A 21,796-nucleotide genomic window follows, 5' to 3' on the forward strand; every position below is an offset into this window, starting at 1 on the left:
CCGGATCGGGCTTAAACGAAAAATAGCTCAATCAGGCGGATTCACATAACTTTTTCCGGACTCTTACTTTTTATGGGGAAAAAACATTTTTGAGCGGTGTTTTACCCGAGGATCATGGAGATGCTTGTAATAGATTGCTTTGGGGAACGCGGCGGGCGCGGCGATACGCAGCGGACGCAGCGAAACAGCCGGGGAAAAACCTGTGTTTCGCCGCGCTCTCCGCGTTGATAAAAATTACCAGCTATGACACACAATGAAATCGTTAAGATAATCCTCGATGAAGCCTTTTACATTCATAGAAAGCTTGGTCCCGGCTTGCTTGAGTCCGTCTACTCCTATTATCTTGAATATCGATTAAAAAAAGCAGGACTGAACGTCCGCCGGGAAGTTCCTATCCCTGTAATTCTTGAAGGCATAAAACTCGAATGCGGCTACCGCGCAGATCTTGTAGTAGAAAATATGGTTCTGATCGAAATAAAATGCGTCGATGCCCTCATCGATATACACTTCGCACAAACATTAACCTATCTGAAGTTCCTCGATCTAAGACTGGGAGTTATTCTCAATTTCAAAACAGTCTTCCTGAAGGACGGTATTCGTAGAATTGTAAACAGATTACCAGTTGAGTATTAAAAAGTCAGAACTGGCGTAGGAGTAACGCGGCGGACGCGGCGATACGCGGCGAACGCAGCGAAATACAATTTTCCCGGGTATTTTCGTTGCGGCCGTTGCGTATCGTTGCGTCCGCCGCGCTCCTCCTACGCCAGTTGCAAAACAAGGGGCGCGATTCACTCCACTCCACCGCCCAACGCCCTATATAAATCCGTCAACGCATTCAGCTTTTCACGTTTAATATTGATCGCTTCCAGCTCATTCTGCAGCGCATTATTCTGCGCTGTGATCACCTCCAGATAGTTCGCATATCCATTCCTGTAAAGCAACAACGCATCATTCGTCGCCTTTGTAAGCGATGCTTTTTTCTGATCAACCAGCACCCGCCTTTCATTGGCATATTTCGACTTCGCCAGTGCATCCGTCACCTCACCCACAGCTGTCAACACTGACTGCCTGAACTGAAGCGCCACTTTCTGTTGCTCAATTTGCGCTACCTCATATGCCGTCCGCAAGGCCTTCTTCTGAAAGATCGGCTGCGTCAGGTTAGCCCCCACATTCTTCACCAACGACCCCGGCAGATCAAACCAGCTGTTAAACTTGAATGAATTGGTTCCAATCGAAGGCGTCAAACTCAATGTCGGATACATCGCCGCTTTGGCCAACCCTGTTTGTGAATTAGCCGCCATCACTGCAAACTCCGACGCTTTCACATCAGGCCTTCTGCTTAATAACATTGCCGGTACTCCCGTTGGAAAGACCTCCTCCGGCATTGCCGCATCCAGGCTACCCGTTCTGTCAACCGCCTCCGGATAACTTCCGCAAAGAATGCTCAACGCATTTTCCTGGACGGCGATGTCCTGTAATGCCAATGGCACTAACAGCTCTGCTGTTTTCTTCTGCGCTTCAGCCTGCTCAACCGCCAGCGAATTCACCTGCGCGGAACTATACTGAAGACGGATCATGTACAGCGTGCTATCGCCCAACACCACATTTCTCTTCGCTACGTTCAACTGTTCATCCAAAGAGATCAGGTTATAATACGCCTGCGCCACCTGCGCGATCAAGCGCGTCCGTAATGCAGAAAGATTTTCCTTTTGCGCGAAATAATTAGACAATGCAACCTGCTTCTGCATTTTCGCTTTACCCCAGATATCCGCTTCCCAGGAAAGCCTGATCGTTGCGCTGTAATCATCGAGGTAGCTTGTTCCGATGAACTGCTCACTGAGTGATCCATTCAATGAATTTTTCGACAACCAGTTCCGGTTCGCACCCACACTCAGGTCAAGCGTAGGCATCAATCCAAGCTTTGCCTGTTTGTAATTCAGATCCAATTGCTGCATCGTCATCATTGCCACAGCAACATCATTATTTTTTGCCAGTGCCTTTTCTATCAGTGCTACAAGCACGGGTTCTTTAAAAAATGTCTTCCAGGGCAGCAACACCGTATCACCTGTTACAGCAACGGGCTGCTCACGGAAAGAATCAGGCATGTTCAACTCCGTCCGGGAATATTTCTTCCCGACAGTGCAGGCAGAAAGCGCCAACACCATTATAGCGCCTGATACCGTATATCGATTCAATAATTTCATTATACTGAGTTTAAGAAGGAATCACTTTATTTTTCCGGGAAACTTTTTCCTGCAGATACTGGAACAACATATACAATAATGGAATGACGAATATTCCCAGGATCACCCCACTCAACATCCCCATTGCCGCACCTGTACTGATGGATTTATTACCCATGGCAGAGCCGCCCTTCGCCAGCATCAGCGGGATCATACCTACGATAAAGGCCAGAGAGGTCATGATGATCGGCCTCAACCTCGCTTTCGCTCCATCCAGCGCCGATTCAAGAATAGACAATCCGGATTTCCTTCTTTGCACGGCAAACTCCACGATCAGGATCGCATTCTTCGCCAGCAAACCGATCAGCATGATCAAACCTACCTGCACATAAATATTGTTATCCAAACCAATTGCCTTGATCGCCAGGAAAGCTCCAACAACGCCCGTCGGGATCGATAGCAATACCGCCAGTGGCAACAAATAACTCTCATATTGTGCAGCCAGCAGGAAGTACACAAATAACAGGCTGAGCATAAGGATGAACATGGTCTGACCGCCGGAAGATTTCTCTTCCAGGCTAAGCCCCGTCCACTCATAGCTATAATCCAGCGGAAGTTTATTCAGCACATTCTGCTCCAGTGATTCCATGATCGAACCATTGCTGAATCCAGGCAGGGCGACAACATTTATCGTTAAGGAATTGTACAGATTATACCGGTTTACAGATTCCGGTCCGTATACTTTCTTCAGCGTTACCATTGATTTAACGGGAACCATCTGACCAGCTTCATTACGTACAAAGATCTCGTTGAATGCATCTTCATCCGTTCTGAAGATCCCATCTGCCTTTACATTCACCCGGTAGAACTTACCAAACCTGGTAAAGTTCATCGACTGATCTCCGGCGAAATAAACCTGTATCGTGTTCAGCATACTGCTTACATCAACGCCAAGCTGGTTGGCTTTATCTTCATCCACTTCCAGTTCAAGCTGCGGGAAGTCTGCACGGAAGGTGGTATACGCAAACTGCACGCCCGGTTGCCCCATGATCTGTCCGATCACATTATCCGCCATCGCTTTCAATGACGCAGGGCTTTTACCCATCCTGTCCTGCAATACGATCTCCGCACCACTCGACACACCATAACCATCAACCGGCGGGAAACGGAATGCCATCAGCGTAGCTTCTTTCACGGTATTGAATTTCTCCGAGATCATTCCGTGTATTACATCGATATCCTGCACAGCGCCCCTATCCTTCTTTTCTTTCAGCTTGATAAAACCCATTGCATAGGCAGGGCCTGCGCTATTGTTCAGGATATTGAACCCTGTAATGATATTGGTATTCTCGATCGCTTCGAACTCCTCCAGCAGTTTATTCACTTTTCCTGCGACGACGGTCGTACGGTCAAGTGCCGTACCCGGAGGCATGCTTACCGCGAAGGCGATGAAGTTATCATCTTCCATCGGCACAAAGCTTTTCGAGGTACTTGTCATCAGCCATACAGCTGCCGCAATGATTACAGCGATCAATGCGCCACCGATCAGTTTTTTCTTTGCCAAAAATCTTACCCCTCTTACATAACGACCCGTCATATTATTGAAGCTGCTGTTGAAGGCAGTGAAGAATCGTTTGCTGAAGGTGGTCTTCTTCGGATGATTACCATGACCATCAGCATGCGGATTTTTCAACAACAGCGCACACAATGCAGGAGTCAGCGTAAGTGCGTTCACCGCTGAGATGATGATCGCTATCGCGAGTGTATACGCAAATTGTTTATAGAACAATCCTGATGATCCCGTCATGAACCCGATCGGGATAAACACGGCAGCCATTACCATCGTGATTGAAATAACCGCACCCGTGATCTCGCCCATTGCACTATGCGTCGCTTCCTTACCATTCATATTCGATCCTTCCATCTTGCTGTGAACCGCTTCCACCACCACGATGGCGTCATCCACTACGATCCCGATCGCCAACACCAACGCGAAGAGTGTAAGGATATTGATCGTAAAACCAAACGCAAGCAGGAAGAAGAAGGTACCAACGATCGCAACGGGTACCGCAATTGCCGGGATGATCGTCGAACGGAAATCCTGCAGGAATAAGAACACTACGATAAACACCAGAATGAACGCTTCTATCAATGTTGTCTTCACCTGTCCCGTTGCTTCATCCAGCCTGTCCTTTGTACTCATCAGGCTCGCGTACTTAATTCCCGGAGGGAAAGACTTCGATGCTTTTTCCAGTTCTGCTTTCACACCAATTTCTATCTCATTCGCATTCGAACCGGAGGTTTGCAGGATCGCAATTGTTGCCGCATTCTTTCCATTGGCAATATTGTTACCCCCGTAATAGATAGAACCGAATTCGATCCGTGCGAGATCTTTCAACCTTACAAGATTATTCCCTTCTCTTTTCACTACGATGTTCTCATATTCTTCCGGCATGTTTTTCTTTCCCTTATACCGGATCACGAACTCCAGATCTGCATGGGATTCTTCACCGAGTTTACCCGGCGCCGCTTCCAAACTCTGCTTAGAGATAGCGGAAGTAACATCTTCCGGGATCAATCCATAAGAAGCCATTTTCTGCGGGTTGAGCCAGACGCGCATCGAGTAATCCTTTCCACCGAAGATCTGTGCCTGGCCTACACCCGGCACCCGTTTGATCTGCGGAACAAGGTTGATATTGATATAATTCTGAAGGAACAGTTCATCATACTTCGCATTGTCTTCCGCATAAATATTGAAGATCATGATCATGCTGTTCTGCTGCTTCGAGGTGGTCAGTCCCATCCTGATCACTTCCTGTGGAAGGATCGGTGTTGCCTGCTGCACCCTGTTCTGAACGTTCACAGCTGCCTGATCAGGATCCACTCCCTGTTTGAAGATCACGCGAACATTAAATGAACCGTCATTACTTGCTGTGGAGCTGATGTATTGCATATTCTCCACACCATTGATCTGTTCTTCCAGTGGCGTTACCACGGAACGGAGAACCGCTTCACTGTTACCGCCGGGATAGCTACCGCTTACCGCCACCGTGGGCGGAGAAATATCGGGGAACCTTGTTACCGGAAGGCGGATCAACCCGATTATACCCAGTATCACAAATACCACGGAGATCACCGTGGCCAGCACTGGCCTGTCTATTATTCTTTTTAACATGCTTTGAATCCTTTAATCTGTTTGAAGGTTGGTTTACTTCGCTTTCGCAGTTGAATCAGTAGCTGCGGCCGGTGTGCCCGGTGTAACAGGCATACCTTCGTTGAGTACATCAATACGATTCAACGCCACTTTATCTCCTGCTTTCAAACCAGACTTTACGATGTAATTGTTTCCGGAGTGACCGGCAATCTCGATCGGCGTCATCGCCACCTTATTGCTGTCTGCAAGGGTAAAGACAAAGAACCTGTCCTGTATATCTTTTACACTTGCCATGGGAATGGTCAATGCGGAATCCAGCGTACGGGTCATCACCACTTTCGCGGAACCGCCGGAGCGAAGGAGTTTGTCAGGGTTAGGGAAGATCGCTTTCAGCGGAATGCTTCCCGTTGTTCGTTCGATATTACCGCTCGCGATCTCGACCGTTCCTTTCTGATCATAAACAGATCCGTCTGCCATGATCAGGGAAACGGTATTCATTCCTTTATCCGTTTTCCTGTCTTTTACAAAAGAGATATAATCAGCTTCGCTTAAGGAGAAATAAACAAACACCTGGTTGATCTCTGACAGGGAAGTCAGCGGCATAACGTCTGCCGGTGTTACGAGGTTGCCGACACGATTCGGAATGCGTCCGATATAACCGCTGACCGGCGCTTTGATCAGGCTGAATGCCGCATTGATCTGTGAAGAGCCAAGGGCGGCTTTCGCCTGCGCTACCTGTGCAGTGGCCGCATCATAATTTGCCTGCGCAGTTTTAAGCTGCATTTCAGACATGACTTTACCTTCTACCAGTGGCTTTACTTTCTCGATCTCCAGCTGGGCATTGGCCTGCGCAGCGATGGCGGCTTTCAATGCTGCTTCGCTGTTATGCACCTGTTCATTGAACACATCGCCTTTGATGCGGAACAGTGATTGCCCCTTCTGAACAAAATCGCCTTCTTTTACATAGATCTGATCGAGATAACCGCTTACCTGTGCTTTGATGTCTACATTCACGGTTCCTTCAACTGCTCCGGGATATTTCTTTTCAACACTTGCTTCGCCGGAAGCGAGTGTCAGAAAATCAACATCCGTAGGGGCGAACTGGGGAGCGGGCTGCTGACCTCCGCCGCAGGAAGACATTATTAAAATTACTGCCAGCGAGAAGAAAGTGGCCGGCAGGCTGATGTTGGTTTGAGTTTTTTTTGCCATATCTGTAATTACATTTCAGGGCGCAAAAAAACATAAAAAACAGCTGACCAGGCGATCAAAAGCGACCCAACCGGAATTAATCGGGGCCGAAGCGAAAATGGAGGAGACCGAAGATGTTTTAATTAGTCTGGCGTAAGAGTATCGCAGAGGACGCTAAGAAACCGCGAAGGACGCCAGGAATGCTTTGCGGACTTTGCGATTTCTTAGCGTCCTTTGCGATACTCCTACGCCAGACGGTTCAGCAACCCAAAATCTCCTTTCGGAAACATCTTTCTCCATCTCAGAACAATCTCACTCCACTACTGTTATAGCATTAAATAGTTTTATCCAACAATCATCCCAATGAAAAGAATAATCGTAGCCACAGACTTCTCTGCCGAAGCGGACAATGCCCTTCAATACGCCGCCGCCGCAGCCGCCGAACAACAATATGAACTGATCCTTTTTCATTTGCATAATATGTCTATTCACGCCATGAATGCAAGGATCTCCGGCGAAGCCCTCTATGAACTGATCACTGTAAAAAGCAATCAGCTGAACGAAACAGCCACTCTCATTTCTTCAGCTTATAAGATCCCGGTTGTACCGCATTTCGCAACAGGAAATTTCTTTGAAGAATTGAACAGATGCATTGAGTCATTCAGCGCGGACCTTATCGTACTGGGAATGGCCGGCAAATATCTCGAACAGGATCTGCTGGGAGATACCACCACTACAGCCATTCACCGCTTAAAGACACCGATCCTCGCTGTTCCTCTTCAGGCAAAATACAAGGGTATCAAAAACATCCTTTTTGCGGCTGATATCGTAAGAGGTGTGCAGAAACATATTCTTGACCAGGTAAAAACAGTTGCCGCGGATTTCGGTTCAACAGTAGAAGTATTTCATGTGCGGGAAAAAATTGACGAACTGATCAGTACCAGTGCGGAAACAGAAAAGATCTCAGAGGTAATGTCCGGCATCAGTTATTACCACAAGAATATAGAATCAAGGAAAGTGATCGATGCGATACGTGAAGAAATTGTGCAGTCGAATGCGGACCTGCTGGTGATGGTGCCATATAAATACGGGTTCTGGAATTCACTGGTGCACCGAAGCAAGACGAGGATGATGGCTTCGGGAAATAATGTACCGTTATTGTCCATACCTGTCTGATCAACATTTAAGTATCGCAGAGGGCGCAAAGAGACCGCAGAGAGCGCGAAGATAAACTTTGCGCTCTCTGCGGTCTCTTTGCGCCCTCTGCGATACTGTTACGCCATTCAATAATCCATCCACCCCTTCAGCAAATGCGCTTTATCCCTGCTCACAATGATCTCCGTGTCCGCATTTCCCTTCATCTCCACTTTTAACTTTCCATTGAAATAATTATGCACCTGGCTCACGCCATCAATATGAATGATGAATTGCCGGTTCGCCCTGAAAAACTGTTTCGGATTCAATTGCTGCTCTAATTCCTCCATCGTTTGCGGCAGGATCTCGTCTGCCCCATTATACAGCTTCGCTCTCGTGATCTTCAACTCTGAATAAAAGAACACGATATCGCTTACCAGTACAGTCTTATACCCATCACGGAACGGCAATAAGAACCGCCCCCGATATTCCTTCGGCTGCAGATAATTGATCAGCCCTTCAATCGCCGGCTGCTGAACAGCTGAAGGTATTGTTTCAAACTTCTCAAATGCCGCCGCCAGTTCTTCCTGCTCCACCGGCTTCAGCAAATAATCAACACTGTTATACTTGAATGCTTTTACTGCATACTCATCATACGCCGTGGTGAAGATGATCGGGGAATTGATCGTCGTCTTTTCAAAGATCTCAAAGCTTAACCCATCTGACAAACGCACATCCATCAATACTATATCCGGATGTTCATTCTTACGGAACCAGTCAACACTATCCGATATACTATCCAGCACAGCCACGACCACCGCCTTCGGCCTGATCGTGCGGATCAACCGCAGCAGCCTGTCAGCATTGGGCTTCTCATCTTCTATTATCAGTATCGTATTGATCATGCTTTGATAAGAGGAATGGTTACCTGGAAAATATTTTCGTCTTTATAGATCTCCGGCTGGCGTTGTGACAGAAGATCGTATCTCCTCACAATGTTTCGTATTCCAATACCGGAAGAATCCAGCGGCTTTTCGATCGGCCTCAGGGCATTCTCCACTACCAGTTCATTTTTTTCGGTAGTATAGATCCTGATCCTTAGCGGATCTTTCTTACTCGTTTTATTATGTTTTAATGCATTTTCCACCAGCAACTGCAGCGTAAGCGGAGGCATGTACAAATTCCGGCTGTCTGCACTTACATTGATCTCAAAGATCACGCCTTCGCCGATCCTGTTTTTGATCAGGAACATATAAGCGTCGAGAAACTTCAGTTCATCTTCCAGCAAGGTTGTATTCTTCCTGGAGCTGACCAGCATGTAGCGGTAGATCTTCGAAAAATTCTCTGCGTATTCATAGCCGAGCTGCTGGCTTTCGAGAATGAGTTCCGAAAGAACACTGAGATTATTAAATACAAAATGGGGGTCGATCTGGAGTTTCAATGCCTGTAACTCTGCTTCCATGGCGACTTCATTCAACTCAGCTGCTTTGATGGCGGTATTCTTCCAGTTCACGATCAGGTAATTGCCGGTATTAATGGCGATCATCATAAACGCGATCATCGAGCTTACCACCACCCATTGCAGCATGCCACGATTACGCTCAATAATATAGTTAGGGCGAATGGTAAAAAGCCTGTCATCCGGAGGAAAGAAATAACAAACGACACTGATAATGCCGATGATGATAAAAACAGCCAGCATATTGAAACCAGCTTCCGCAATCAATCTCCTGCCCGGCCGTTCCGTCCAGGGAAGATGATCGTTCAATTTATTGCCGATCCGGATACTGGCCTCTGAAACAAGAATACAGAAAACCAGGGTGATCGTCCATTCAAGGATCATATCCGACAGGCTGCGCTCGAAATAGACCTGCCAGAAATATGCATAAGGATCGAGGATGAAGGAGATCAGGTACGACAAAAAGAAAGCTGAAACGATGAAGAGGATCCGCCTGTACTTGTTGTTTAAAAATGTGTCTTTCCTGGTAGCCATGAATTCCTGCAAAATTGACCAATAATAGGGCAAAAGGCGGAATTTTCTGTCCTAAACGTAAATATCGGGGACCGAATGTCGGATTCCGGGGACTGAGTCCGTTTCCGCCGCATCCGTAAGGATTTCATCGCCCGAATGGGCTCAATAAAATTTCATTCTACCCATCACGAACATCCCTGTTCATTTCGCTTTACCCTGCTCCCTCAGCCACAATCATCACCTCGATCTCTTCAGCTTTCATATTGTCCTTCCACTCTTAAAAGTTGCACAAGCTGATGATCCATCGTTCAGGGCGTACTTAAGCTATGTATCTGTACTATATCTCCGGTCTGTGGGTGGGGTTGTCGCGTATCGTAAGCGTAGTTGTCGCGTATACCAGGCGTAGTTGTCGCGTATAAGTAACCACATGCGGTCTTTTAGCCGTTTGTCCCGGTGTCTTCCGGCAGGCTGGAATGGATAGCTTAAAAAAACGCCTTTATTCCGTTTAAATTCAATGAATTGCAACAATGAGCAACTTTGTCTCACTTTATATATACGGTGAACGGCTCAAATTTCTGCCCCCGTCCGTCCCTGCAAAATACCCGGATCTCGTCGAAAAACAATTTATCTCCTGGCTTAAGTTTCCGGATCAAAGTGATCATCTTCTCCGTCAGACGGTTTTCTTCGCCGCCCGTTTGCTCAAGCAACTCTTCGCCATTGCTATCGGTTATCTTCAGCATGAAGCTGCTGATATCGCAGTCAGACTTGAATTGGCTACCAGGATAGAAGGTTTCCAATTGTGGGTTGGCAATGATAACGCCAACTGATAAATTACTATCTGCCGCAGCCATCAGCCTGGCCTTCGGGCGTGACAGGAGTACAGAACGGAACACTTTACTGGTCAGCAACCGCCTGTCGCCTTGTACTTTTCTGTAAACATCCACTTTAACAGTTCCGGGTGTATGTACCATCGCATAATAACGGCCATTTGATCCCTCAGCGTCTTTTCCCCCGACAACAACCTCCATATTCTGCCTCTCAGAGACACCTTCTACTGCCAGATCATTCACCACGCCGATATAAATAATATCCATGGCTGGATCCGTTAATGAAAGGTTCTTGAGTTCAGGTTGGGCAGAAAATGACACGGCAAAAAACAGCGATGAAATGCTGAAGAGAATCCCATTCATAAAATGGCAGGTTTAAGTGTTTACAAAAAAGGTGACGTCTTAAACCCTTTATGTGATATGATCATTGGAAAATTTAACATGGACGGATTGGGTATTTGCAGATATTTAATCCGACTATAAAGAGGTTAAATAGTACAAAGATCTTTGGCGTACCTGGGATTTCCCTCGCGTTAATCCTACAACCGCAAAAGTGCCCGATCGTACCGTTTTTAAAGAACTGTACATGTCGCAAACGCGGGACGGGCATACCATTTGTTCTCTCACCCTTATGACACCCGCCAACAAGATCTGGATCGGTACTTCCAACGTAGTCGTTCCCGGTAATAAAACAACTTTCCCACCCGTCTTTCAGCAATCAAGCCGGCTGCATTACTATGCCAGCATCTTTAACAGTGTCGAGATCAATAGCTCTTTTTATAAAATCCCACAGGAAAAAACGTATGAAAAATGGGCAACAGAAGTGCCTCCATCATTTCGCTTTTCTATAAAACTCACGAAAGAAGCCAGTCATGCAAAAAACCTGGAATGGAATGAAGAAGCTGTTGAAAAGTTCATGCAAACAGCTAAGGGCCTCGGTAATAAAAAAGGAAGCCTCCTTATTCAATTTCCCGGAAAGATCACGCTTGATCATTTCAATGAAGTGCAGCGGATCCTTGAAAAGATAAGCACCCTGGATTATGACCATTCATGGCATAAAGCGGTAGAGTTCCGGAACAACAGCTGGTACATCAGCGAAACCCGGGAACTGCTGAATGAGTTCTCCGCAGGAATGGTATTACATGATCATCCCAAGGCGAAGATGAATGAAGTGAAAGACAAGGCAGACTTTGTATACCTGCGGTATCATGGACCGAAAGGAGATTATAGAGATTCATACAGCGATGTTTTTCTGGAGCAGCAGGCTTCGCAAATTAAAGATTGGCTGAAAGATGGGAGAACGGTATATGCGTATTTCAATAATACGATAGGCAATGCGTTTGAAAATGCAAAACACTTACAGCATCTGCTAACCTCAAAAAATGATAAAAACTCCAGTATCGCAAAGCACGCAAAGGGCCGCAAAGCACGCTAAGGAGGTCTTTGCGTGCTTTGCGGCCCTTTGCGTGCTTTGCGCCCCTTTGCGTTCTTTGCGGGTCCTTTGCGTTCTCTTGTGCTCCTTTGCGTTCTTGGCGGGCCCTTTGCGTTCTTTGCGATACTAAATAACGCCGATCGAAGATCAAACCCTTTCCACCACTAACACCACGCTATTCCTTCCCTGCCTCACTGCCGGATTAAATCCAATCTTCATCAAGAATTCGCCCGTATAAGTTCTAGCAGCATCGATAGCCGACCTCGAACCCGGTAAAACATTCACCTCACGGATCCTGTACTGACCGCCGGCATCCAGCCCTTTCAACTTCACCGGCATCACCGACCCCTGACCATACCGGTTATTCACGAGATAATTGAACACCACTGCCTTGCTTTTCTGCTGATCAACATACATCACCGAAGCCACCGGCTCTTTCCATGGATCAGATAAACGATACTGATCACCATGCCAGATCACGTTCTTTACAGAATCATACACCCGCACCGACTGCTGCGCCAGCGCAAGCTCCTTCTCCGGCAATTTACTGATCACAATATCAAAACCCATTTTACCCATCATCGCCACATCGATCCGGTATTTCAACGGTTGCTTGCCCCATTCAGTAACATGGTTCGAAGACGCCATGGCCGGGAAGAAATAAGAATACTCCCACTGCATATAGATACGCTCCAGTGGATCTGTATTGTCACTCGGCCAGTATTCTGTGAAATACTGCAACGCCCCATAGTCAACACGTCCGCCACCGCCCGAACACAGCATCAGCGGGATCGTTGGATATTTCGCACGGATCCGCTGCAACACTTTATACAAGCCCCGCACATACTCGATATACAGATGTTGCTGATTGGTCAAAAAAGCAGAATGCGCATTATAGATAACCGCATTGCAATCCCATTTGATATAAGCCAGCGTAGGATTCTTTGTCAGCAGATCATCCACCACACCAAATACAAAATTCTGTACTGTTGGGTTCGTCAGATCAAGCACCAGTTGGTTGCGGAAATAATGCTCCGGTCTGCCGGGTTGTTTGATCACCCAGTCAGGATGTTTCTCATACAACTCGCTCTTCGGATTGACCATCTCCGGTTCTATCCAGATCCCGAACTTCACGCCATTATTTGTCGCTTCTTTGACAAGGTAAGAAATACCGTTCGGCAGTTTCTTTGTATTCTCTTTCCAGTCGCCCAACCCTGCATGATCATCATTCCTCGGATACTTATTAGCGAACCATCCATCATCCAGCAGGAAGAGATCAACACCCAGCTTCTTCGTATCTTTTAATAAGTCCGCCAGCTTTTGTTCGTTGAAATCAAAATAGGTCGCTTCCCAGTTATTCAGCAACGTCATTCTTGATCCATGTCCATCCACCATTCCAAACTCTCTTGCCCAGTTGTGCAGGTTGCGGCTGGCCAATCCTTTTCCTTTAGATGAAAATGTATACAGGAATTTCGCTGTTTCAAATTCTTCATTGGGTTTCAATGTATACGCAGACTGAAAATTGCTGATCCCTGCTGTCAAACGAAGATTATCACGGTTATCCAGTTCAAGATCTACTTTGAAATTTCCTGTCCATGATACAGAACCCACCAACACATCACCGTCATCTTCTGTTGCAGGTTTACCCATAGACACCATGAACAATGGCGGCTGGAACAGGTTTGCCCTTGCACCCAGTTTCGTATCGAGTGTTTTGATACCATGTGTGAGCTTTGCTTCTTCCGGCTGCATCTCACGGGCCCATTCACCATGATAATTTCTAAGCCAGAATTCTGGTGCGCGGAAATACAGATTGGCGGAAGCGAATTTGGTCAGCACAACAGGCTTCTTCTCCGTATGACTGATCGTGTTCCAGATCTCCACCACATCCTGGTCGGCATATGTTTTATAGAACAGTTTTACCTGGAATGGATAAACACGATCTTTTAAAATGATCGTTGTTAGTGTTGCACCCTTCCCGATGTTTTCGCTGTTATGCGAAACATAAGCGAGATCTAGACTGGTATTGCCATCAGCATGTACCGCAGAAATGGCGGGCTCAAACAGATCTTTTGAACCGGCTGAACTATAGGCAGCATCTGCAACACCGGTGTATTCTTCTCCCTGCCGGTACATCGAAAGCACTTTCGCATATTCAGCCGTATTACCCAGCTTCTCACCAAAATAAATAGTGTTCACATTTTTCTGTGCATCCACCTGGAGAACCAGCGCATTATTTTTTGTCAGTAAGGGAATGGTCTGTTGGCCGGCTGCAATAAGCGAAAAAAACGATGCACTTAACAAAGAAAAGAAACGTAACATACGCATGATTTAAGATCTGAGATTGTATAAATGTATCCCGGTATTACTCAACCAGGAATTCATAGGCAGTGAATGACCGGTATTCTTCTCCCGGTCTCAGTATTGTTGACGGAAATTTCGCATGATTTGGGGAATCAGGCCAAGCCTGTGTTTCAAGCGCAACAGCTCCATGTTTTATGTAAGGAATTTCGTGTGCACCGGTGATCTCTCCTTTCCACCAGTTGGCTGTATACACCTGCATTCCCGGCTGATCGGTGTATACGTTCATTATCCGGCCACTTAACCCATGTTTTAAAGTTGCCGCTTTAAATTTCGATTTATCAAATGCCTGTGTTCCCGGAGGGCTGTCACGCAGCACATAATTATGATCATATCCCATGTCTGCTCCAAACTCTTCAATGCCTTCTCCTATTTGTTTTGCAACACGGAAATCAAGCGCCGTCCCTTCCACTTTTCGAACCTCACCGCTCGAGGTGTTTGTTTCATTCTTGACGGTATAGCTATCGGCAACGATCTGTAGCGTGTGATCAAGGATCGCCGGATCTTGAAAACCAGACAGGTTAAAATAACTGTGATTGGTGAGGTTGACGATCGTTGGCTTATCGGTCTCCGCACTGTATTCGATCAGCAAAGTATTATTGTCGGCAAGTGAATATTTCACGGTCGCACGAAGAGTGCCAGGGTAACCTTCTTCACCATCTGCACTGAGATAACTGAAGGTGACCGAGCTGGAAGATGCATTGTCTACCTGCCAGATCTTTCTATCAAACCCTTCCCAGCCGCCATGAAGCTGGTTCACTTTTTCATTCAGCGAAAGCTGGTACACTTCACCATCGAGCTCAAACTTTGCCCCGGAGATCCGGTTTGCAAACCGTCCCACCACTGAACCGAAATAAGGATGAAGGCCCAGGTATTCTTCCGGCTTTGAAAATCCGGCAACGATATTAGCGGTTTTGCCGGTTCGGTCCGGTGCCTCCACGCTTACCACTGTTGCTCCGTAATTCAGCAGTACAACACGGATAATGCCATTATCTATTGTGAAGGTTTCGAACCCTGTTGGAGCATGCTGTTTGTCGTTCGTTTCATTCATAGGAACTAAATTACAGGTAAGCGGGCAATCCTCCTCGTGTTGGCAGCATTTAATAGCATCGGCGTAAAAGGAACGCAGCGGACACGGCGATGCGCGGCGAGCGCAACGAATTAAAATATCTTCCACGGCTGTTTTGCGGCGTCCGTTGCGTATCGCCGCTTCCGCCGCGTTCCTTTTAATGTCCCGCCATCACCTGCTCCACTTCCTCCAGCGTCCGGCCCTTCGTTTCCTTCACCTTCATTTTTACAAACAGGAAGCCCACAAGGCAAATTCCAGCGTAAAGAATAAAGGGACTATACGTACTTCCCATTGCTTCTATCAAAATCGGGAAGGTGAATGTCAGAACGAAATAACCGATCCATAGAAAAACAACTGCCACGGAGGTCGCCATTCCGCGGACCTTATTGGGAAATATCTCCGAGATCAGCACCCAGGTAACCGGTGCCAGCGAAGTAGCATACATGCCGATCGCAAGAAATACAAAGACCGCTACCCAGGCAGTACTCAATTGCGCTTTCAATGCCAGCGCAAGCACGATATACAAAACGGTCAACCCGATAGAGCCGATCAGCATCAACGGTCTGCGCCCAAGCTTATCCACCTGCCACATCGCGAGTAAAGTAAATGCGAGGTTCACCACACCAATGCCCACCGTTCCCAGCAACTGCTGATCAATCCCCGCTCCTACCGAAGCAAAAATGGTCGACGCGTAATTAAAGATGATATTGATGCCGCACAACTGCTGGAACACAGCCAGCCCGATCCCAACTGCCAATGCAGGGAACACTGCCTTATCAAGCAATGCTCTCCAGGATTGCTTCTTCACATTCACCAATGAAGCATTGATGTCATTCGTCACCGAGGACGCATATGCTTCATTCCCTATCTTCAGTAACACTTTTTTTGACGCCTCTCCTTTATTGTTCTTCAATAACCATCTCGGACTTTCAGGCAGCCAGAACACGCCTGCAAAAAACAACACAGAAGGAATCACACCTAGACCAAACATCCATCTCCAGGCATCCACGCCACTATCCGCAAGAAGATAATTCACGAGGTTTGTGATCAATATGCCGATCACGATCGTCAGCTGGTTAATGGATACATTCCTTCCCCTTACACTTGCCGGTGAGATCTCAGCGATATACATCGGGCTCAGCACGGATGCCATCCCCACGCCAATGCCTGCGGCAAATCTCATCGCGATAAAAACAGGGAGCGACCCTGAAAATGCCATGCCTAAAGAAGACAGCGCGAAGATCAATGCGGCACTCATCAATGCCGGTTTCCGTCCATACTTCTCCGCTACAGAACCGGCGATCAAGGTTCCGGCAATACATCCTAAAGCCAGCGAACCGGTCAGAAAACCTTCCTGCAATGGAGTGAGATCAAACATTGTTTTTAAGAAAGGTAGTGCTCCGGCAATGACGGCGAAATCAAAACCGAATAAGTATCCACCCAATGCTGATATGAAAGAGATGGCAATTATATAGGAGTTATTGAACTTCGCCGATTTTACTTCATTCATAATTTCCTTTAGTTTAGAGACTTCTCAAACTTTGACTGGCGTAAAGGTTCCCGCAGATTCCGCAAATCAATTTCTTACAACAGAGCGTCATCTGCGCCATCTGTGAAATCAAATTCAGAAAGTTGCAAGTCGATCCCGCAACTACACGGGAAAATTGATAAATCAGCGTCATCTGCGGGAACCTAAGCATAACCCCGAAAAGACTTTGACAAGCCTCATTCGGGGGTTCTGCTAACTGACTGCTTAACGAAACTTAATAACCCGGATTATTGGGTAATAAATTACTATTGATATCGATCTCCCGTTGCGGCACCGGCCACAACTCATGTTTGTTCTGTACAATGTTCGCGCCTGCCTGCGGATTCCACGCCTTCACTCTTGAATAATAAGTGCCCGTACGCATCAGCTCAAAACGGCGCTCACCTTCAAAACACAATTCCCAGGCACGCTCAAGCAGCAGATGATCGCGCAACTGAGTTTGTGACATGGCCGGAAGATCATCCAGCCCCGCACGTCTTCTTACAAGATTTACATAGTTCGCCGCATTTGCTCCGTTTGTTTCGTTGATAGCTTCTGCATACATCAGCAATACATCTGCATAGCGAATGATGTAATGATCAAGTCCGGAACCCTGCGAGTTATCATTCGGAGATGTTTCCCTGAACTTCTTTATATGCGGTGCGGCAAAAACCACCGGACCACCTGCGCTGTTATTGATCGCAGCATATTCCGTCGGAAGATCTGCCGTAGATCTCCAGTAAGTGAACGTATAACGTTTATCTCTTGCCTGGTTATACGAAGCGAGGAATGCTTCTGTAGGCAATTCGTTGCTCCATCCTCCACCACGTGTCAATCCTGCTCTTGAATCATAATACAATTCGATCGGTGAAAAGTCGGTATGTACCTGGCTTCCCTGTCCGAATGTACCACGGGTGAAGTTGACTGTCCATACGGCTTCCTGTCCACCCTGGATATTTGCATCAGCGAAAGCCTGGCTGTATTCCGGCCACAAATTATATTGCGCACCATATTTCTTATCATCCACAAATTCTTTCAGCAGTACGCGCGCCTTTTCCCATTTGTCGGTCTGGCGAAGCGGGTAGCCGGCCATAGTGATATACACGCGTGCCAGCATTGCGGCACAAGCACCAGCGGTGATCCTTCCTTTATCCGCAGCGGCGGTATAAGTATTAGGAAGACTGGCGATCCCGAATTCAAGGTCTTTGATGATCTGCTCATACACCTGCGCTGCGGGTGTACGTGTCAACGAATTCAATGCTTTTACATCTGAAACCGGTTCAAGTATCAGCGGCAATGCGCCAAAGATGCGTACGCCATCAAAATACAGATGTGCACGCCATGCTCTTGCCTGTGCAGCAATACTTGTTTTTGCAGCGGCGGGAGCATCAACCACGTCAACCGCGGCCAGCAAAAAGTTGATATCTTTTACGTGACGATAGATATAATCCCACATATTCCAGGGCATATCAGAAGCCGGATTAAAATCAGCGCGGAGGTGAGCTGGCTGGTTATGGAATGCGTGGCCATTGGCCGGCGTCAGGTAACCAAGATCTGTTGCCCAGCCAAACCAGCAGGGAGCACCCCACATATTCGAATAGCGATCCTGTGGAGTGCGATAGACTCCATTCAATCCCATCTGCAGGTCTGCTTCTGTTTTGTAAAAATTCCCGGGGGTTAAAAATGTTCTCGGATCTTCCTCGAGGAACTCCTTGGTGCAGGATGAAGCCAGCACCGTGAAAAGGATCAGTATATAACAAGTAAGTTTCATGACAAGTGATTTAAATAATGATTGGATTAAAAACCAAGATTCAATCCGAAGATGATCGTGCGGGTGATCGGATAAGGTGCGTTTCTGGCGGTATTACCCAGATCGCTATCCTCCGGATCCATTCCGCTGTACCCTGTGATCGTAAACAGGTTCAACCCGGTTACGTATACGCGCAGATTGTTGCTGGAGATCCTTCTTGTTACAGATGCAGGGAACGTGTAACCCAGTGTCAAACTTCTCAGCTTGATGAAATCTGCTTTCTCCAAAAATTCTGTTGAAGCCATGCTGGAACGGTTTGAATAACCGATCGCTGCTCTTGGATATTCGTTTGTTGGATTGGAAGGTGTCCACCTGTTCAGCATTTCGATCCGGTGGTTATCATAACCATCGCCCGCCAGCAATTTATAGTTCAAACCATTGTAGATCGTTCTACCTGCTTCGAACGTGAAGAATGTATTCAGATCAAACCCTTTGTAAGAGATCTCATTTGTTAATGAGCCATAGAAATCAGGAAACAGCTTACCGTAGAATGCGCGATCATTATTATCGATCTTATTATCCTTATTCAGATCATTGTATTTCACATTACCCGGACGGGCGCCATACAATGCCGCTTGTGTGGCTTCGCTTGTCTGCCAGATCCCGGTTTTTTCGATCAGGTAACGGGCGCCGATACCGATCGGCTGACCGACAAAGTGCGTAGTACCGATCCTGTCTGTTCCATCACCAAGAGAAGTCAGTTTGTTTGTATTGGTAGCAAGATTCAACGTTGCATTCCATTTCAATTCACGGTCAATAATAAGGCCTTTGATCGCTAACTCCACCCCTTCGTTACGCAGGTTACCCAGGTTTGCCCATCCTGTTTGGAAACCAGATACAGCAAGGATCGGCAACTGACGGATCAGATCACGTGTATTTTTCAGGTAATAATCAGCAGTGATGTTCAACCGGCGCTTCAATATTGACAGATCAATACCAAGATCGAATTGCTTGGTTGTTTCCCATTTCAGGTTGTCAAACGCCAACTGTGATGGGTAATAACCCGGGGCCTCAATACCATTCCAGTTAAAAGATGCCGGAGACATTCTCGCCTGCGTTGAATAAACGCCCAATGCATTCGCATTACCTGCCAAACCGTAGCTCGCCCTGATCTTCAGGTCATCAAACACATTCAGGTTGCGGATAAAGTTTTCTTCCGAAGCTCTCCATGCGAACGCAGCACTTGGGAAGAAACCCCATTTGTTATTTGAGCCGAATCTTGAAGAGCCATCGGCACGGAAGTTAGCCGTGGCGATATACTTCGAATCGAATGTATAGATCACACGACCGATATAGGAATTCATCGTCCAGATCTGCAGGTCAGATACCGGCTTACGGGGTGTACCGGTTGAAGCACCGAGATTCCATGTTCCATATATATCAAAGGGAAAACCTGAAGCAGAAGCCTGCGTACGCTCCCAGCGATTCTGCTGCGCAGAATAGCCGGCTACGGCATCCACTTCATGACGGCTGCCGAAACGTTTGTTATAAGAAAGAACAGTCTCGGAGATCCAGTTATAATTCGTGTTGTGGGAAACACGCGCAAAACCATTGGCTACCCGACCACTTTCTTCATGGTTGGCAGAAAGCGCGATCGGCACATAGAAATTCTCTTTCCAAGAATCAAGTTCGCCGCTGATCTGCGTGCGTACTTTCAAACCATTCAGGATCCTGTATTCCAGCGCGAGTGAACTCGTGATCACCGGCTGTACATATTTATTATCGATCATCTCCGTGTACGCTACCGGGTTTGCCCATGGCGTATTTCCCACACCGATCAGCATTGTGTAATACTGTCCGTTCGGCTGCCGGATCGGAGCAAGCGGATTACCTACATATGCAGGATACAATACACTTGGCCCGGTTACACCACGGCCAGTCAGCACACTCAGGTTATTGTTGGAGGTAAGCGTCAGTTTATCACCGATCTTCTGCACCAGGTTCAAACGTAAACTTCCCCGGAGATAATCAGAGTTATTGATCACGCCTCGCTCGTTATATAAGTTACCACTCACGAGAATCCTGGTTTTCTCCGTACCTCCGGAAAAGGCAAGCTGAATGTTTTGTGTAATTCTTCCTGATCCGGTAACCTCGTCCAGCCAGCTGGTTGATTTTCCGCTTTGCAGCATCGCTTCTTCTTCCGGCCGGAATACGGCAACACCGCCATTCACATTGTCATTCTGATAAGCTTCCCTTCTCATCTGCGCGATCTGATCGCCATTCATAAAATCGATCGGATTCGAAAACGATTTGAAACCTGTCCACACATTCACATCAAATGAATTCTTTCCGGCCTTCCCCGCTTTTGTGGTGATCAGGATCACACCATTCGCCGCGCGTGCTCCATATATCGCTACAGATGAAGCGTCTTTTAAAACGGACACTGATTCGATATCATTCGGGTTGATCGCATTCACACCACCACCGGATGCAATCGGAAATCCATCTACGATGAACAGAGGAGCGTTTCCCGAGAAGGAATTATTACCGCGAAGCGCAAGCGAAACGCCCGCACCCGGACTTCTATCACTTTGTTGTGTATACAGTCCAGGTACATTCCCTTGCAACGCCTGATCAAGATTGGCGGCTGGTAATTTTGTAAGATCTTTTGAACTGACCGTCGTTACAGCACCAGTAAGATTTGAGCGACGGACCGTACCATAACCCACCACCACGACATCACTCAATGTAGATGCTGTGCCGGTCATGCTAAAATTCAATTCCGATCCGCTGCCAACAGCCATCGTTGCAGCTTCATAACCGATAGAAGTGACCTGGATGCTATCACCAGCAGATGCCATAATAGAATAGCGTCCATTCGCATCTGTGGTCGTACCACCGGTAACTCCTTTAATGGTAACAGAAGCACCAGACAACGGTGCCTGATCAGCACCCAACACACGCCCATTGATCAGTTTTGCCTGACCATACGCATGCTGACTAAAAATTAGTAGAAGTAAAGGGATTATCGTTTGCACAAAAAGTGCCTTATGCCGGGAGGCATTTAAGAAATTTCTCATACGCAAGTTTGTTTGAAGAAGTGAATCCAGAACCCAACCCAAATGTATCATTAACCTTAACCGAAGGAAATGGATTATCGGTTGAATAAGATGGATTATTTTATGATGATAAAAAACA

14 protein-coding genes are annotated in these 21,796 nt (G+C 47.0%); 3 read left to right on the forward strand and 11 right to left on the reverse strand.

The genetic code is table 11. The annotated features are described in order from the left end of the window. The first annotated feature begins 243 nt into the window (after positions 1-243). Complete coding sequence (locus LZZ85_RS08425) at positions 244-633, forward strand: GxxExxY protein (RefSeq protein WP_237870603.1); 390 nt, start codon at positions 244-246, stop codon at positions 631-633. Between the two features lie 155 nt (positions 634-788). Here LZZ85_RS08425 and LZZ85_RS08430 read toward each other — a convergent pair whose 3' ends face one another. From LZZ85_RS08430 to LZZ85_RS08440, 3 genes are read right to left on the reverse strand one after another with little or no spacing between them, the layout of a single operon-like run. Next, a complete protein-coding gene (locus LZZ85_RS08430) occupies positions 789-2,204 on the reverse strand; it encodes an efflux transporter outer membrane subunit (RefSeq protein ID WP_237870605.1) in 1,416 nt (471 codons plus the stop codon). 10 nt (positions 2,205-2,214) lie between these two features. Then, positions 2,215-5,358: an efflux RND transporter permease subunit gene (locus tag LZZ85_RS08435; protein ID WP_237870607.1), complete on the reverse strand. Its 3,144-nt coding sequence runs from the start codon at positions 5,356-5,358 to the stop codon at positions 2,215-2,217. Between the two features lie 33 nt (positions 5,359-5,391). Further along, complete coding sequence (locus tag LZZ85_RS08440; protein ID WP_237870609.1) at positions 5,392-6,546, reverse strand: efflux RND transporter periplasmic adaptor subunit; 1,155 nt, start codon at positions 6,544-6,546, stop codon at positions 5,392-5,394. A 342-nt stretch (positions 6,547-6,888) separates the two neighbouring features. Between LZZ85_RS08440 and LZZ85_RS08445 the strand changes: the two genes are divergently transcribed. Next, entirely contained in the window at positions 6,889-7,701 is an 813-nt protein-coding gene (locus tag LZZ85_RS08445; protein WP_237870611.1) for a universal stress protein, read from the forward strand. Between the two features lie 107 nt (positions 7,702-7,808). Here the strand turns inward: LZZ85_RS08445 and LZZ85_RS08450 are convergent, their stop codons facing one another. The 3 genes from LZZ85_RS08450 to LZZ85_RS08460 all read right to left on the reverse strand — a co-directional run bounded on the left by LZZ85_RS08450 (position 7,809) and on the right by LZZ85_RS08460 (position 10,821). Further along, on the reverse strand, positions 7,809-8,564 hold the full coding sequence (locus LZZ85_RS08450) for a LytR/AlgR family response regulator transcription factor (protein ID WP_237870613.1): 756 nt from the start codon (positions 8,562-8,564) through the stop codon (positions 7,809-7,811). Further along, entirely contained in the window at positions 8,561-9,685 is a 1,125-nt protein-coding gene (locus LZZ85_RS08455; RefSeq protein ID WP_237870615.1) for a sensor histidine kinase, read from the reverse strand. Before LZZ85_RS08455 ends, LZZ85_RS08450 begins: the two co-directional genes overlap by 4 nt. 488 nt (positions 9,686-10,173) lie before the next feature. Beyond that, the gene (locus LZZ85_RS08460; protein WP_237870617.1) at positions 10,174-10,821 is read right to left on the reverse strand and encodes a GldM family protein; all 648 of its coding nucleotides are present in this window, start codon (positions 10,819-10,821) and stop codon (positions 10,174-10,176) included. Positions 10,822-11,044: 223 nt separating this feature from the next. On the opposite strand from LZZ85_RS08460, the gene LZZ85_RS08465 reads away from it, so the two are divergent. Then, entirely contained in the window at positions 11,045-11,893 is an 849-nt protein-coding gene (locus tag LZZ85_RS08465; protein ID WP_237870619.1) for a DUF72 domain-containing protein, read from the forward strand. A 144-nt stretch (positions 11,894-12,037) separates the two neighbouring features. On the opposite strand, the gene LZZ85_RS08470 is transcribed toward LZZ85_RS08465, so the two are convergent. From LZZ85_RS08470 to LZZ85_RS08490, 5 genes are all read right to left on the reverse strand, one after another. Beyond that, positions 12,038-14,212: an alpha-galactosidase gene (locus LZZ85_RS08470; protein ID WP_237870621.1), complete on the reverse strand. Its 2,175-nt coding sequence runs from the start codon at positions 14,210-14,212 to the stop codon at positions 12,038-12,040. 43 nt (positions 14,213-14,255) lie between these two features. After that, complete coding sequence (locus LZZ85_RS08475) at positions 14,256-15,302, reverse strand: aldose epimerase family protein (RefSeq protein WP_237870623.1); 1,047 nt, start codon at positions 15,300-15,302, stop codon at positions 14,256-14,258. A gap of 175 nt (positions 15,303-15,477) precedes the next feature. Next, the gene (locus LZZ85_RS08480) at positions 15,478-16,830 is read right to left on the reverse strand and encodes a sugar porter family MFS transporter (protein WP_237870624.1); all 1,353 of its coding nucleotides are present in this window, start codon (positions 16,828-16,830) and stop codon (positions 15,478-15,480) included. Positions 16,831-17,083: 253 nt separating this feature from the next. Then, positions 17,084-18,619, reverse strand: coding sequence for a RagB/SusD family nutrient uptake outer membrane protein (locus LZZ85_RS08485; RefSeq protein WP_237870625.1), 1,536 nt, complete (start codon positions 18,617-18,619; stop codon positions 17,084-17,086). A 26-nt stretch (positions 18,620-18,645) separates the two neighbouring features. Further along, positions 18,646-21,678, reverse strand: coding sequence for a SusC/RagA family TonB-linked outer membrane protein (locus tag LZZ85_RS08490; protein ID WP_237870626.1), 3,033 nt, complete (start codon positions 21,676-21,678; stop codon positions 18,646-18,648). Positions 21,679-21,796 lie beyond the last annotated feature (118 nt).

Origin of the sequence: Terrimonas ginsenosidimutans, from assembly GCF_022012415.1 — a bacterium.
Lineage (GTDB): Bacteria > Bacteroidota > Bacteroidia > Chitinophagales > Chitinophagaceae > Terrimonas_A > Terrimonas_A ginsenosidimutans.